Here is a 13666-nt window from a genome sequence, read left to right as displayed (position 1 = left end):
GGCGTTAACCAAGTGCCTAAAAAATGTAAGCATTGCCTAACGTTAGGTCAATTTCTCTTATGCATTTGCTGCATGGCAGCATTGCTAAACTCGGGTATTGTGCACCTGCAGCAAAAGCGTATCTTAGGTTCAACAAAGACGAAAACGATCATCGTCGAAAACGAATATAGCTTAATACGCAAGGAGCCGAAAATGGCATTTGCAACCGACACCCGCCGCGCCACTGCGCACCACCTGAGCGAAGACCTGAGCGTCGCCGTTTATGCCGCATTGCAGCGCGTCATCAACTTTCGCGCCTACCGTCGCACGATCCGCGAATTGTCAGAGCTGAGCAGCCACAATCTTGCTGACCTCGGCCTGCACCGCAGCGAGATCCGCCGGGTCGCACATGAATCAGTTTACGGCACCCGCCCGTAACAAAGAGATCGGATGTTCCTCTCCTCCTCCCTGGGGCATCTGAAACGGTCAAAGGCTTCCTTCCTCCTCCCTGAGGCCTGAGACCGGAAAATTGGGGCAAAATGCCCTCACCGATTGCCAACGGCCCTCTCCTCCTCCCTGGGCCGGACGCACAAAGAACGGCGGCGCCTCTCCTCCTCCCTGGCGTCGCCGTTTTTTCGTTTTCCCAGCCCTTTTTCCCAGCCCTCTTAATGCAGCACACGCGCCCGGCCACGGCGCGGCTTTTGCATGTGCGCTGTGTGGCTGGCCTGTTCGAGATAACCAACGAAAGCCCGCGCCGCCGCGCTTTGGGCCGTGAGGGCCGCAGGGGCGGCAAGAGCCGCCCGCGCCACTTTGGGGGTCACCGGGCCCGCGACAGAGACCGCCCATTCCAAAAACCCACGTCGCGCATGATCAGACGCCTGCGCGCCCGTTGAATTGCTTTGCTCCAACCCATCGAGAATCCGGTCAAGGGACATCGTAAGACTACTCCACGGCCACACCCCGGGCCGAATGGGGCGGGGATTGAGCGGGGACAGGGCAATCGGTACCCGCCCACACCGCCCCCGCGGTTTGACGTTGCACCAGGGCTGGTTTCGGGACTTGGGGGGTGAGCCAGATGATCTGGCCCTGCGTTTTGACACCTTCCCAGACCCGTCTGGGCCCAGTGGTCTATTGTCGAAACGCCCTCCCTTACCGTTGCGGGGGCAGCGCCGGAGTTGCACCGGCTTCCCAATTTTCCGCCAAAGGCGGCACCAAGGTGGCGTCAGCCTAACAGCCAATCCGCGCACTGCAATGCGTAAAACCGAAGCTGTTGGGGTGAAAACCGTCAGCCGCGCGCATCGCTGTGCCCGTGGATTTGAGTATTTGTGGAACGATGAAAGTTTGAAGTGCGGGCTTGCCCTGCGAGATTTGCAAATCTAATCTGGGCCATAGCTAATCTGCAAAGCCAAGGGTGGGACGATCATGGCCACACAGAAACTTTATGCCGGTGCCAAGCTGCGCGAAACCCGCCAGCGGCTGGCGCTGACGCAAAAGGATTTCGCCGCCAAACTGGGCATATCCCTGCCCTACCTGAACCAGATGGAGAACAACAATCGCCCGGTGAGCACCACCGTGGTTCTGGCCCTGGCGCAGGAATTCGGGTTTGATGTCACGGAGTTATCGACCGGCGATGCCGAGCGCATGGTCAGCGATATGCGCGAGGCGCTTGCCGATCCGGTGTTTGGCGACGACCCGCCACCGCTGGCGGATCTGCGGCTAACCGCATCGAATGCGCCCGCCCTGGCGCGCGCCTTTCTGGAGTTGCACAGCACCTATCGCCAGACCCACGAGCGGCTTGCCTCTCTGGATGAGGCGCTTGGGCGCGAGGATGCGCGCAGCCAATCCAGCCCCTGGGACGAGGTGCGCGATTTCTTTCACTATTGCGACAACTACATCGATGCGGTCGATCACGCCGCCGAGCGGTTTGCCACCGGCAGTGACGCCAATCTGTCGGCCCATGATCTTGCGGTCGAGCGGATGGCGGCGATGGGAATCACCCTGGCGCAGGATGATGTCGGCAAGCTGCGCCATTATGACCGGGCGGCGGGGGTTTTGTATCTGTCGTCGCGCGCCGCGCCCGAAACGCGGCGGTTTCAGCTCTTGTTGCAGCTGGCGCTGTTGACGCAGGACGCGCTTTTGGAGGCGACGCTAGATTTTGCCCGCTTTCAGTCAGACGCAGCCCGCGCCATCGCCAAGATCGGACTTGCCAATTACTTTGCCGGCGCGGCGATGATGCCCTATGGCAAATTCCTTGAGGCAGCGCAGGACACCCGGCATGACCTTGAACTGCTTGCCAACCGCTTTGGCGCCTCGATCGAGCAGGTGTGCCATCGCCTCTCGACCCTGCAACGGCCCGCCGCCAAGGGCATTCCGTTCTTTTTCGTGCGCGTCGATCAGGCCGGCACAATCACCAAGCGCCATTCGGCAACGCGGCTTCAATTTGCGCGCTTTGGCGGGGCCTGTCCGCTCTGGAATGTGCATCGCGCCTTTGAAACACCTGGGCGGTTTCTGCGCCAGCTTGCCGAAACCCCCGACGGCGTGCGCTATATCAGCCTTGCGCGCGACGTGAGCAAACCGGGCGGTAGTTTTGGCGCGCCCGTGCGCCGCTTTGCGATTGCCCTTGGCTGCGAGGTCAAGCATGCCGGCGATCTGGTCTATGCCGATGACCTCGACGTGAGCAACGCCCGCGCGTTCGAGCCGATTGGCATTTCCTGTCGGATTTGCGAGCGCGCCGAGTGTCATCAACGCTCGGTTCCGCCGCTTGAACGGCGCCTTCAGGTTACCCCGGACGAGCGCGGCGTGCTGCCCTATAGCGTGGGTTAACCGACCGTGGCTTGCAGGTCGAAAATCGGCAACAGGATCGCCAGAACGATCACCAGAACCATGCCGCCCACCACCATCATCAAAAGCGGATCCATCAGGGCCGAGACGCGCTTGCGCTCATTGGTCAGCCATGTTTCGACCAGCACCGCCGAGCGTTCGGTCATCCGCCCAAGCCGCGCCGATTTTTCGCCGGCATCAATCAGCTGGCGACAGACCGGAGGAATAAGCGACATGCGCGTGAGCCCCTGACTAAGGCTCTCGCCCGAACGCACCGCCTCGGCGAGGGCAAGCGCCTCGTTGCGAAAACGGCTTATGACAAGCACGTCACTGGCCGAGGTCACCGCATCCACAACCGTCTGGCGGCTGGCAATCACAAGCGCCAGCGTGCGCAGATATTGCGCCGCCGCCGACAGGCGAAGCAAGCGCCCGATCACCGGCAGTTTCAAAGCGAACTCATGCCAGCCATCGCGAATGCGCGGCACCCGGAGGGCGGCGATGATCCCGAAAATGGCGGCGACAAAGCCAATCGCGAGACCGATCCAATAGGCCTGAATCCAATCGCTGATTGCCATGATCACCTGCGTCAACTGCGGCAATTCACGCCCCGACACCTCGAACATCACGGCAATTTCAGGCGCGACATTGACCATCAGGATACCACAGACCAAAAGCGAGACAGCGGCGACAAAAGCCGGGTAAATCAAGGCCGTAGCAAGTTGTGCGCGGTCCGTGCCGACGCTTTCGAGGTAATCGGCCAGCCCCTCGAACACCGCCGCCACATCGCCAGAGACCTCGCCTGCGCGCACGGCGGCCACGTAAAAGCGCGGAAACCCGGCATTGGTCATTTCAAGCGCAACCGACAATGGGTGACCATCCAGAAGGGCCGCCTTGGCCTCGGCCGCCGCGCCCTCGATTGCCGGCGAGGTGCCCGAACTGCGCACCGTTTCAAGCGCCACTTCGGCGGAGAGATCCGACGACAAAAGCACCGCCATCTGGCGGGTGAAAACCGAGCGCATATCGGCGTTCAACTTGGTGCGCCGCCCGCGCGAACGGGTCAGTCCGCCGCCCTGGCGCTTGGCGTTTATGTTCTCGGCAAAAAGCCCCTGACCGCGCAGGATATCGGCGGCCTGTGCCTCGCTTTCGGCAACAAGCGTGCCTTTCTTGCGCTGTCCTTCATCGTTGAAGGCGGTGTAGCTGAACGCCCTCACAGCGCGTCGCCCACCACGCGCAGCGCCTCGGCGAGGCTGGTTTTACCGGCCGCGACCTGATGCAGGGATTGACCAAAGAGGGTTTGATCGGGCTCAAGCGCCACCTCTTTCATCTCAAGCTCGGAGCCGCCCTTGTCGATGGTGGCGCGCAGGGTCTCGCTGACCTCAAGGATTTCAAAGACGCCGACCCGCCCCGCATAGCCGGTGTTGTTGCAGGCCTCACAGCCGACCGGGTGATAAATTCCATCGGGCGCGGCAAGCTTGGCGGTGTGGAAATGCCGGGCCTCGTCGGGCGCGGGCGCTGCGGCTTTCCGGCAGGTTTTGCACAGTTGGCGCAAGAGGCGTTGCGCGATCACGCCGCGCAGGGTTGAGGCGATGAGAAAATCATCAAGCCCCAGATCGCGGAGCCGCACCACCGCCCCGACAGAGCCATTGGCGTGCAGCGAGGAAAACACCAGGTGCCCGGTCAAAGACGCCTGCGCCGCGACGCTTGCGGTTTCCTGATCGCGGATTTCGCCGACCAGAATGATATCGGGGTCCTGGCGCAGGGCGGCGCGCAGCCCGGCGGCAAAGGTCATGCCGATCTCGGCATTGACCTGACTTTGCGAGATGCCGGGAAGGTCATATTCAATCGGGTCTTCGGCGGTCAGGATGTTGCGGATTTCGTCATTCGCCAGTTGCAGCAACGAATAAAGCGTCGTGGTTTTGCCAGAGCCGGTCGGCCCGGTGGCAAGGATAATCCCGTTGGGCCGCCCCGCCATGCGTTCAAGCACGCTGACCTGATCGGCGCGCAGGCCAAGCTGTTCCAGCGGCATGAGGCCGGCCGAGCGATCAAGCACCCGCATCACGACCCGCTCGCCGTAATTGCCCGGCAGGGTCGAGACCCGCACGTCGATCGCGCGCCCGCCAAGGCGCAGCGCGATATGGCCGTCCTGCGGAAGGCGGGTCTCGGAAATATCGAGGCCTGCCATGACCTTGAGGCGCGACACCACGCGGCGCACCGGCACATCCTGGCGGTCCAGAACCGATTGCAGCATGCCATCGACACGCATGCGCGCGCGCAAGCCGCCCTCGTTGGGTTCGACATGAAGGTCAGACGCCCCGGCGCGCACCGCGCGGCGCAAAAGCTGGTTCACGAGCTGGATCACCGGGGCCTCTTCGCCATCCTCCAAAAGGTCGCGCGGGCCACGGCCATTTGCGCCCTCTTCAAGGTCAAAGCTGAACTCGCCATCGGCCTCGTCCCCGCCAGAGCCGCCCTGATAAAGCGCCGCCAGTTGCGCCTCGAAGGCGTCGATGCCAAGGTGATCAACGCTAAGCGGCACACCGGCCCGACGCCGCGCCTCGCGCAGGCCAAGCACGCTTGCCTCTGGCCCTGCCAGCAACCTGCCGCCCTCGACCAGAACCTGCTGATCGCGGGCAAGCGTGAAGGGCAAAAGCGGCTGCGCCATGGTTACCGATCCACGAATTGCAGCCGCGAGGGCAGCGGCGGAAACCGTCGGTTCTGCGCGCCCTTGTCGATAAAGCGGGCATCGAACGGTTGGTTCAGATTGGCCCCGTCGAACGGAAAGGTGGAATCCGGCACCTGCGGATAGGTGCCATCATCGGGCGGCGCGATGGCCGCACTTGCGCGCTTGGCCTCGCGGGCAAGACGGCGGGTAAGCTCGCGCGCCTCGGCATCGGTGCTCAGGATGCGCGGGCGCATCATCACCAGCAAAACCCGCTGGTTCTGCGAGGTGCTGCGACCCTTGAACAAGCGCCCCAGAAGCGGCAGCTCGCTCAGCCCCGGCACACGCTGATTGACCGATCCATTGCCGTCTTCCATCAACCCGCCAAGCATGATCACATGTCCGTCGCGCACCAGAACATTGGTCGACAATTGCCGTTTCGAGGTGATCTCGCCGCCCGCCGCCGAGGCGGAATTGGTCAGGTTCGACACCTCTTGATTGATCGCAAGGCGCACGGTTTTATCACGGGTGATCTGCGGCGTGACCTTGAGGGTCAGGCCGACATCCTGACGCTGGATGGTCTGGAACGGTTGACTCGGAACGGCGCTATCGCCGACGGTGGAAAAGCTGCCGGTGACGAAGGGCACGTTCTGCGCCACGACGATTTCGGCCTCGCGATTGTTAAGGGTCAGGATCGACGGGGTCGACAAAAGCTTGGTCGAGCTTTTGCTGGCAAGCGCCGCCAAAAAGCCGCCAATGCCACTATTGTCAAAGGCGGCAATCGTCCCACCGGTGCCGCCGCCGGTCGGGTTATTGCCCGCAAGAACGGTGCCGACAAGGTTGGTCAGCGTCGGGCGGCCTTGAAGCGCGAATTCCACGCCGCCAACCGTTGCATCCTCAATCACGCCGCCAAACTGGAACGACAGGTCGGAAAAGCTGTCGACCGACAGCTCGAAAATCACCGCTTCGATAAGCACCTGATCGGGGCGCTGATCAAGGCCGCGCACGGCGGCCACGATCGCATTTACCCGGTCCGAGGGCGCCGTGATGATAAGCGCGTTTTGCTGGGGCTCGGCCACGATGGTGATCGCAGAATTGCCCGTGACGGCCCCCTCGGCAGAAGTCGCCTGCGCGCCAAAGCTCTGGCGAACCACATCGGCAAGATCATTTGCATCGGCATAATTCAGGCGCACCACTTCGGTGGCGATGCTGCGCTGCGGTTTGTCGAGCTGGGTGACGATACTGCGCACGCGATCTCGAAATTCTGGCGTGCCCGAAACGATAAGCGCATTCGAGCGGCTATCGGCCGACAGGCTTGACCCGGCCGGCGTGATCGCCAGCGTGGTGATCACCGACAGCATATCCGCCGCATTGCCGTTGCGCAGCGGGATGGTTTCAATCGAATTGCGGCTTGGCGTGTCAAGCCGGTCCACCAGCTTGACGATCCGCTGAAAGTTCTCGCGCCGGTCCGACAGGATCATGAGCCCCGCATCCGGCACCGTCGACAGCACCGCCTCGGCAGGCAAGAGCGGGCGCACCACCTCGGCAATATCGGCGACCGGGCTGTTGCGCACAACGATCACGCGGGTTTCATAATCCCCGCCAAGGCCCGCGCGCTCTTGTCCGGGGGCCAGTTCGCGCGCCACGTCAATCGGAACGATCCGATCCGCCTCGTCGCCCTCGACAATGGTCAGGCGGTTAAGCTCAAGAACATTCAGGAAAATTTCGTAGATGGCCGAGGGTGACACTTGGTTTGGCGCGACCACTGTCACGCTGCCTTGTACGCGGTCATCAAGGATGAAATTCCGGCCCGTGGATTGCGCCACGACCTGCACGAAGTCGCGCAGGCTTGCATCGCGCAAATCCAATGATACCTGCGCCGTCGCGGGAAACACCTGCGCCAGCCAGATAACTGCCCCTAGGGCGAGAACTCTAAAAAACTGCATCGTTATAAATTACGAACATCATCAATTGATACCGCCCGTCCGTTAGTATTACCTCAGGAATCCAACCGCCGTTTATCAACGGTTTTTCTTGCTATTACGCGGGCATACTATCCGATTTCATATGGCGTTTCTATTGTTAAACGGCATCTGGCACACTTATGACTCACCTTTGAGATTTTTCGCTCACACCCCGGTTTTTCCTTGGCCGGCCTCTCTTGGGACGTGATAGGTAAGGCTCATTAGAATTTGCAGGAGGGCGCATGCGCTTTCGTTTCAACAACAGCCCATTGATTTTGATGCCGGTTTTGATGGCTCTTGCAGCCTGCGAGCCGAGCGCGATCAGTGAGGGCAACAATTTTCAGCGCAAATACAGCACGGCGCGCAAGGCGCTTGAGGCGGGCAATTATGACACCGCGATCAATAGCTATGCCTTGCTTATCCCGCAATCCGGCCCGCTTGAGCCGCGTTTGCGGCTTGAATATGCACATGCCCTGTTGCGCGCCGGGCGTTATGATGAGGCGGGCCAGGTCTCCGACGCTCTCGCCAGCACGCGCAAAGGCAGCGACCGCGCCGCAGCCCTCGCCGTCAGCGGCGCCGCGAAACACGAAAGTGCGCTCGCCGAGATCACCGCCGGTACGGCCGGGCCGCAAACCGTGGCCAAGCTGCGCGCGGCAGATGCCGCGCTAAAGGAAATGATGGCGCTTGACGGCGACCTCGATCCGCTCGGGGCCATGGCCTCGCGGCATCGGGATATCAAGGTCGAACTCAAACAGCTGGGCGCGCGCAGCTAACGCGCGCCGCAAGGCTCACAAAAGCGGCCAGTCCTGCGACAGGTCAAGATCACGGCGCACAACCCAGGATATGCCGTCCTTGCGCGCGACCCGATCAAGCGCGGCCTGCCACTCGGCGGGCATTTCACCTGCATCTTCGATCCGCACCTCAAGCACCGCGACCGGCGCGCCAAAGCGCCCCTCAAGCGTGCCGCTGACCGTGATCACATCGCCCGCAAGACTAAAGGGCGCACGCCAGCCGCCGCCCTGATCCGACAGAACAGTCATCTCGCCGGTGCCAATGTCCTGGCCCTGAACCCGCGCCCCGGTCCAGCGGAGATCGGCGTCAAACGACCGCAGGCTCCGCCCAGGCAAGGCAAGCTTGGCGCGCAGGTCGCTAACGGTCAACAAGCCGTCAAGCGCGACACCCCGGACAAGACCCGGCCAATCTCCAAGCAGGATTTCGGCGCGCCCATCGCTAATTTTTGCCCGGTCCCGCGCCAGCGGCAGGCCAAGCTCGGCCCGGCCAGTAAGGCCCTCTGCCACCGCGCTCAGGCTCCAGACCGCGCCGGGCGCGCCAAGGCGGGCAAACCGCCAGGTCACGTCGCTCTCGACCGGAAGACCCATCGGGCGCAGGCCGCGCGCGCGGCCCCGCCAAAGCGTTGCGCCATTGTCGACCGGTGCGGCCCAGCCCGGCACCATTTGCGGCGCAAAGGCACGCAAATGCCCGACGCGCCCCTCGCTCAGCCCCACAAGAGCAAGGCCACACAGAACCCCGGCAACGATAAGAAGGAAACGGATCATTGATCAATCACCAGACGCAGATCGGCGGCAACCACGTCTTCACGCTCGCCCCTTTCAAAGGCAAAACCGACAAGCGTATAGCCCCAGCTTGTCTCTTGCGCGCTCAGCCACTCGGCAAGCCGGGTAAAGCGCACCGCATCAAACCGCATGGTGATGCCGCCATCGGCGGCATTGGCCAATTCGCTGGCCTTTTCGCGCAAGCCCGCCTCGACAAGGCTGGCCTCGATGCCGCTGATGCCGATGGGCGGGCCGCCGTTTGCCGCCTCGCCCGCATTGCGCAGCGCCGTGGTTTCCGAGGCATAAAGCAGCGATTGATCCGCCACCCAAAGCTCTGTTGCGCGGGCCTCGGTCACGGCGCGTTGTGCCTCCTGGCGCGCATCCGCAAGCGGCAAAGCCACGCCGTAAACCACCCCCAAAGGCAGCGCTACCAGCGCCAGCACCGCCACCAATAGCCGTTCGCGCCCACTCAGGCCAAGCAAGGCCGCGATGATCGCGTCCATCATCCCCGTCATCGGCGGCCCCCGTTCTGCGTAACCGCCATCGCCAGCACCGCCTCGATGCCCGCCCCCTCGCGGGTCACCGATTGTGCCACCCTTGGCTCGACACCCGTCGTGCGCAGGGCACTGACAAGCGCGTCAAGGGCCGCAAAATCCGCCAGTTGCACATCAATCACCAGACCTGCGCCGGGTTGATAGCTGACCCGCGTGATGGTGCCATCATGATCGGCCAGAACCGCGCCTGCGCGGCGCAACACATCAAGCGGGCGCGCCTCGGCGTCGCCGTCGCTGCGCGCGGTTCGGGCACGTTCAAGGCGCTGCGTCACCTGGGTGCGAATGTCCAAAATTGGGCCTGTCGGGATCATCACGTCGCGCAGGATGCGCTCGGCGTTCTGGCGATAGGCCAGCGATTGATCGCGCAACTCGCGGGTCTCCATCACCGTGGCTGCGACCCAGCCCACCAGCCCCAGAACCGCCAGCCCAGCCGGAAGGCGCAACTGGCGCAAGCGGCGGCGCATTTCGGCGCGCTCGGCGCCTGGATCGCGCGCAAGATCAAGCGCAAACTCGCCATGTCCAAAGACCTGCGGATCGGTCACGCCATGCGCCGCCAGCTCTGACGCCGCGCCGCAGATGGTGAGGTTTTGCGCGTCAAGATAGGCGTCGATTTCGGGCGCGGCCGCGCCAAGCCGCAACACCGCGCGGGGCGGCGCTAGCGCCGCCGCCTTTTCAAGCAGGGTAAGCGCCAGATCGGCCTCGCCGGAAAAGCCATCCTCGGGCCCGAGGCGCGCGCGAATATGGTCGCCGCACGCCTCAATCACCCAAAGATCGGGGGCGGCGGGCAAGGCCAGGTAGTCGGGCAGAACCGCACGACACAACGCCCCCGCCGGGGCCACGGCGCGGGCCCAATCCTGACGCTCTGCGATATCGGCAACCAGCACCCGGCTCCAGCCATCACGGGTGCCTGCAAGGCGCGCCGGGCGAAGATCAAGCCCCGCATCCGAGCCGCCATAGGCATCGCGCAATTGCCGCGCCGCCACCCGGTCGCGCGCTTGTCCCTTGAGGGCCTCGGGCAGATCAAGCCGCACCAGCGGCGCCGCCGTCCCCGGCACAAGTGCCACGAAAGGATGCGTCGGCAAGGCCCCACCAGAGCCAAGATCATGGGTTTGCACCGGCGTCGCCTTGGCGCTCTTTTTGCGATTTAAAACAAGGGTCATAGCGGATTCGCCCGGCGATTCTTGATTTCTACTGCGCCCGTCAGCGCGGATCGTTCTACAGTCACGATGCGGCTTAGAATACGCCCATCGAGCGCAAGGTCAAACCGTACCTGAAACCAACGGCTTGTCACGCCAAACCCACCCTTGGGGGCCTGCGATTGCTCGATCACGCGCGGATGCAGCAAGGTTTCGGCGCGTTCTCTGAAATCACCGGCATTGGCGAAGGGCAAGCGGCCACGATCCGCGATAAGACGCTCTATTCCGGCCGGGTTGGCCGTGGGCAAAACCGCGCCAAGTACAGCGGCAGAGGTGGTATTGACGTTAAGCGCCACGCCCACCGGCAGGGCCGCAACGAAGGGCAAAAGGCGGGCGTAATGCTCGCTCGTCATGCCGCGCACAAGGCGCAATTCCTCGATCGCGGAAATCGGCCCGCCCGCCGGGCGCAGCGGAATGTCGCGCGCGCCATATTCCTCGGCCAGAACCGGGCCGCGCACCTGCACGAAACCGGCCACCTCGCGCCCAAGTGACACCGGAAGACCAAGCCCGCGCAACAACCTCTCAAAGGCCTGCACCGCCGCAAGATCGCTTGGATTGCTCAAGGCATTGACGTTGAAAAGCCCCTGGAGATCGGTAATCTTTCCCGCCAGTACCGCGCGATCAATATCGGCGCCAAACCTCTCAAGCGCCCAGCCTTCCAGCAGGTGATCAAGGTTCTGGTCACGCTCCCAATCGGCGCGCAACACCGGATCAATCAGCATTTCCGCCGCATCCAGATGCAACATCGCCTGCTCGCTGATCTGCACATGCTCGACCCGGCTCCGGCTTGTTTCGGCGCGCAGCATAAGCCCCGCCGCCACGGCAGAAATCGCCGCCACCATGATCAGCGCATTCAACAAGGCTATGCCGCGATCCTCGGTCATCAAAAGCGCACCATGACCCGCAAAGGCCCGTAAACATCCGAGTCAAACTGAATGTCCACCGCATCGGGCAAATCCGGGCGCGGCAATGGTCCGGGCACGCCCCAGCCCGCAACCCAGCCTTCTTCGAGGCTGGCATAGGCGCTCACGCGAAAGCTGGCGATGTGGTCAAAAACCACCGTTTCCGGCGCACGTGCGGCCTCCGAGGCAGGCCGCAGAACCGGCCAGACCTGACGGATAAGACGCTCGTCCTCGCGGTCATACCGCCAAATCACCCGCGACTGCCCCGCCGCCTGATCCTCGGGCAAAACCGGCTGACCAGAGGTCGAAAAGGCAAGTCGGCCCTCATCCGCGCTCTGATCCAGAAAAGCGGGCTCGGCTTCGATGCTTTCGGGGGGCCAGAACCCAAGAGCCGCGGCGGATTTCAGATCATTGCGCAACAGGACAAGCCCGCGCGACAGGGCCGCCGCCTTTTCATCGGCGTCGGTGATCCGGTCGCGCGCGCGCATCATGCCGCCAAGCGCCTGAAGTCCCATGACCGCGACCATCGCAAAAATCGACAGCACCGCAACAAGTTCAAGCAGGGTCAGCCCCCGGTCCTGCGCGGTGCGCGGTGGGTTTGGCGCGCTCATTGCACCACCTCGGTCGGCGCGATCACCACGACGCGGCCGCCCGGCTGATCCGGGCTGCGCGCGGTGATCGTTGCCTCGGTGAACCCGGCGCGCGTGGCCTTTTCACTGACCGCGACCTGCCAGGTGTAGGGCCCGTAAACGACCCGGTTGCTCAGGCTGCGCGCGCCAATCGCGCCCAAAAGCCGAAGCTCTTCAGCCCTGTTCAAGGCCACTTGCATGGCCATGACACGGGCCGCCTCGCCGCCAAGAACGCGACCAGCCTGATCAGCGCTGCGCAGGGCGGCGATGGTGCCGATGGAGAGCACGAAAACGGCGACCACCAGTTCCAGCAAGGTCACGCCGCGCGTGCCGTCAGGAGCTTTGATTTCGGGGGGTTGACGCGTCATGTCCCCTCGCAAACCAGGCCTGAAAACCCAGCCGACGCACAGCGCATGAGGGTGCCGTTGCCGATAAAGCTGACCTCGAAGCGGGTCACCTGACCGTCGGGCAGAAACACCAGATCGGGGGCAGGTTCGCGGTCGAGTTCCTTGGGGAAAATCGGCCCGCTCGCGCCTTCAAAGCGCACCTCGCCGCGAAATTTCTGAGCTCTGCCATTAGGTTGCCAGCCCTCGGCCTCAGCCCCCGGAGGGGCCGGTAAAAGCACCTGCCAGCCGCCGGGCAAAAGCGCGACACCGCGCGCGGAATGGCCCAGAATGGCCGCATCGCGCAGCCGGTCATAGGCCGCGCCAAAGCGCAAGACATCGCTGTCCCCACTGTTGCGCTGTGTGACGGAAAACGTCGCCGTGACCGACAAAACGGCGATCACTGCAACGACAATCACCATCTCCAGAAGGGTAAAACCATGCTCGGATGCCGGTCCTATTCGCTCCATGAGCCGATATCCGCATCGACGCCATCCCCGCCCGAGACGCCATCGGCGCCGAGGGTGAAAATATCAAATTCGCCGTGAATACCCGGCTGCAGATATTGATAGGAATTGCCCCAGGGATCCTGCGGCAGGCGGTCGATATAGCCGTTTGACGCGTAATTCTGCGGCACGGGCGCGATTGTCGGCGCCTCTCTCAGGGCAAGCAGGCCTTGTTCGGTGCTCGGATAACGGAAATTGTCGAGCTTATAGAGCTTGACCGCGCCGCTCAGCACCGCAAGATCCGATTGTACCCGCGCAACGCGCGCCTGATCGGGGCGGTCAATAATGCGCGGCATCACCACGAGCGCGAGAATCGACATGATGACCACCACGACCATCAGTTCCAGCAACGAAAAGCCGGCCTCGCCATCGGGTTTGCCAGGTTTGCTCATCGGGTGTGACGTATTGATTTTCATGGTAAAATCGATCCGTAAAAAAATATAGAATGCCAAACAAATCATAAACCAACAGCGCGCCATGCACAATCATAGCCTTGCATCCGCCGACCATTTTCAAGCATCGGA

At 62.9% G+C, this 13666-nt stretch carries 15 protein-coding genes and 1 riboswitch; of the genes, 3 read left to right on the top strand and 12 right to left on the bottom strand.

Features of this window, described 5'->3' with window-relative positions:
* Positions 1-192: 192 nt before the first annotated feature.
* The gene (locus ROG8370_RS10155) at positions 193-417 is read left to right on the top strand and encodes a DUF1127 domain-containing protein (protein WP_085826989.1); all 225 of its coding nucleotides are present in this window, start codon (positions 193-195) and stop codon (positions 415-417) included.
* Between the two features lie 227 nt (positions 418-644).
* Here ROG8370_RS10155 and ROG8370_RS10150 read toward each other — a convergent pair whose 3' ends face one another.
* Complete coding sequence (locus ROG8370_RS10150) at positions 645-914, bottom strand: hypothetical protein (protein ID WP_085826967.1); 270 nt, start codon at positions 912-914, stop codon at positions 645-647.
* Between the two features lie 92 nt (positions 915-1006).
* Positions 1007-1210: riboswitch (cobalamin riboswitch) on the bottom strand.
* A gap of 191 nt (positions 1211-1401) precedes the next feature.
* Here ROG8370_RS10150 and ROG8370_RS10145 point away from each other — a divergent pair.
* Positions 1402-2802, top strand: coding sequence for a helix-turn-helix domain-containing protein (locus ROG8370_RS10145; protein ID WP_085826966.1), 1401 nt, complete (start codon positions 1402-1404; stop codon positions 2800-2802).
* Here the strand turns inward: ROG8370_RS10145 and ROG8370_RS10140 are convergent.
* Genes ROG8370_RS10140 through gspD form a run of 3 tightly spaced genes read right to left on the bottom strand, consistent with a single transcriptional unit; the run spans position 2799 to position 7401 of the window.
* Positions 2799-4010 carry a type II secretion system F family protein gene (locus ROG8370_RS10140; protein ID WP_085826965.1) on the bottom strand — a complete coding sequence of 404 codons (1212 nt, stop codon included), beginning with the start codon at positions 4008-4010 and terminating at the stop codon, positions 2799-2801. The two genes, ROG8370_RS10145 and ROG8370_RS10140, sit on opposite strands and share 4 nt — an antisense overlap.
* The gene (locus tag ROG8370_RS10135) at positions 4007-5458 is read right to left on the bottom strand and encodes a GspE/PulE family protein (protein WP_085826964.1); all 1452 of its coding nucleotides are present in this window, start codon (positions 5456-5458) and stop codon (positions 4007-4009) included. Before ROG8370_RS10135 ends, ROG8370_RS10140 begins: the two co-directional genes overlap by 4 nt.
* A 2-nt stretch (positions 5459-5460) precedes the next feature.
* Entirely contained in the window at positions 5461-7401 is a 1941-nt protein-coding gene (gene gspD / locus ROG8370_RS10130) for a type II secretion system secretin GspD (RefSeq protein WP_085826963.1), read from the bottom strand.
* Positions 7402-7661: 260 nt separating this feature from the next.
* On the opposite strand from gspD, the gene ROG8370_RS10125 reads away from it, so the two are divergent.
* Positions 7662-8192: a tetratricopeptide repeat protein gene (locus ROG8370_RS10125; protein WP_085826962.1), complete on the top strand. Its 531-nt coding sequence runs from the start codon at positions 7662-7664 to the stop codon at positions 8190-8192.
* A gap of 15 nt (positions 8193-8207) precedes the next feature.
* On the opposite strand, the gene ROG8370_RS10120 is transcribed toward ROG8370_RS10125, so the two are convergent.
* The 8 genes from ROG8370_RS10120 to gspG are packed head-to-tail and all read right to left on the bottom strand — an operon-like array spanning position 8208 to position 13558.
* Positions 8208-8975 (bottom strand): hypothetical protein, encoded by a 768-nt coding sequence (locus ROG8370_RS10120; RefSeq protein WP_085826961.1) that lies wholly within the window; start codon positions 8973-8975, stop codon positions 8208-8210.
* Complete coding sequence (locus ROG8370_RS10115) at positions 8972-9487, bottom strand: type II secretion system protein M (RefSeq protein WP_085826960.1); 516 nt, start codon at positions 9485-9487, stop codon at positions 8972-8974. Before ROG8370_RS10115 ends, ROG8370_RS10120 begins: the two co-directional genes overlap by 4 nt.
* Entirely contained in the window at positions 9484-10686 is a 1203-nt protein-coding gene (gene gspL, locus ROG8370_RS10110) for a type II secretion system protein GspL (RefSeq protein ID WP_085826959.1), read from the bottom strand. The genes ROG8370_RS10115 and gspL overlap by 4 nt, the downstream gene beginning before the upstream one ends.
* Complete coding sequence (gene gspK, locus ROG8370_RS10105; protein WP_085826958.1) at positions 10683-11606, bottom strand: type II secretion system minor pseudopilin GspK; 924 nt, start codon at positions 11604-11606, stop codon at positions 10683-10685. Before gspK ends, gspL begins: the two co-directional genes overlap by 4 nt.
* The gene (locus tag ROG8370_RS10100; RefSeq protein WP_085826988.1) at positions 11606-12235 is read right to left on the bottom strand and encodes a type II secretion system protein GspJ; all 630 of its coding nucleotides are present in this window, start codon (positions 12233-12235) and stop codon (positions 11606-11608) included. Before ROG8370_RS10100 ends, gspK begins: the two co-directional genes overlap by 1 nt.
* Positions 12232-12621, bottom strand: coding sequence for a type IV pilus modification PilV family protein (locus tag ROG8370_RS10095; RefSeq protein ID WP_085826957.1), 390 nt, complete (start codon positions 12619-12621; stop codon positions 12232-12234). The genes ROG8370_RS10100 and ROG8370_RS10095 overlap by 4 nt, the downstream gene beginning before the upstream one ends.
* Positions 12618-13106, bottom strand: coding sequence for a prepilin-type N-terminal cleavage/methylation domain-containing protein (locus ROG8370_RS10090; protein WP_085826956.1), 489 nt, complete (start codon positions 13104-13106; stop codon positions 12618-12620). Before ROG8370_RS10090 ends, ROG8370_RS10095 begins: the two co-directional genes overlap by 4 nt.
* On the bottom strand, positions 13094-13558 hold the full coding sequence (gspG, locus tag ROG8370_RS10085) for a type II secretion system major pseudopilin GspG (protein ID WP_085826987.1): 465 nt from the start codon (positions 13556-13558) through the stop codon (positions 13094-13096). Before gspG ends, ROG8370_RS10090 begins: the two co-directional genes overlap by 13 nt.
* Positions 13559-13666: the final 108 nt, after the last annotated feature.

Source organism: Roseovarius gaetbuli (assembly GCF_900172365.1).
GTDB classification, from domain to species: domain Bacteria; phylum Pseudomonadota; class Alphaproteobacteria; order Rhodobacterales; family Rhodobacteraceae; genus Roseovarius; species Roseovarius gaetbuli.
Note: the sequence above shows the minus strand (reverse complement) of the source record. Positions and strands in the feature narration are given on the sequence as shown.

What these genes read in the sequence shown, in the direction of transcription:
- ROG8370_RS10155 (WP_085826989.1), top strand. Translation starts at nt 193, where the DNA reads ATGGCATTTGCAACCGACACCCGCCGCGCCACTGCGCACCACCTGAGC.
- ROG8370_RS10150 (WP_085826967.1), bottom strand. Translation starts at nt 914, where the DNA reads ATGTCCCTTGACCGGATTCTCGATGGGTTGGAGCAAAGCAATTCAACG.
- ROG8370_RS10145 (WP_085826966.1), top strand. Translation starts at nt 1,402, where the DNA reads ATGGCCACACAGAAACTTTATGCCGGTGCCAAGCTGCGCGAAACCCGC.
- ROG8370_RS10135 (WP_085826964.1), bottom strand. Translation starts at nt 5,458, where the DNA reads ATGGCGCAGCCGCTTTTGCCCTTCACGCTTGCCCGCGATCAGCAGGTT.
- gspD (WP_085826963.1), bottom strand. Translation starts at nt 7,401, where the DNA reads ATGCAGTTTTTTAGAGTTCTCGCCCTAGGGGCAGTTATCTGGCTGGCG.
- ROG8370_RS10125 (WP_085826962.1), top strand. Translation starts at nt 7,662, where the DNA reads ATGCGCTTTCGTTTCAACAACAGCCCATTGATTTTGATGCCGGTTTTG.
- ROG8370_RS10120 (WP_085826961.1), bottom strand. Translation starts at nt 8,975, where the DNA reads ATGATCCGTTTCCTTCTTATCGTTGCCGGGGTTCTGTGTGGCCTTGCT.
- ROG8370_RS10115 (WP_085826960.1), bottom strand. Translation starts at nt 9,487, where the DNA reads ATGACGGGGATGATGGACGCGATCATCGCGGCCTTGCTTGGCCTGAGT.
- gspL (WP_085826959.1), bottom strand. Translation starts at nt 10,686, where the DNA reads ATGACCCTTGTTTTAAATCGCAAAAAGAGCGCCAAGGCGACGCCGGTG.
- gspK (WP_085826958.1), bottom strand. Translation starts at nt 11,606, where the DNA reads ATGACCGAGGATCGCGGCATAGCCTTGTTGAATGCGCTGATCATGGTG.
- ROG8370_RS10100 (WP_085826988.1), bottom strand. Translation starts at nt 12,235, where the DNA reads ATGAGCGCGCCAAACCCACCGCGCACCGCGCAGGACCGGGGGCTGACC.
- ROG8370_RS10095 (WP_085826957.1), bottom strand. Translation starts at nt 12,621, where the DNA reads ATGACGCGTCAACCCCCCGAAATCAAAGCTCCTGACGGCACGCGCGGC.
- ROG8370_RS10090 (WP_085826956.1), bottom strand. Translation starts at nt 13,106, where the DNA reads ATGGAGCGAATAGGACCGGCATCCGAGCATGGTTTTACCCTTCTGGAG.
- gspG (WP_085826987.1), bottom strand. Translation starts at nt 13,558, where the DNA reads ATGAAAATCAATACGTCACACCCGATGAGCAAACCTGGCAAACCCGAT.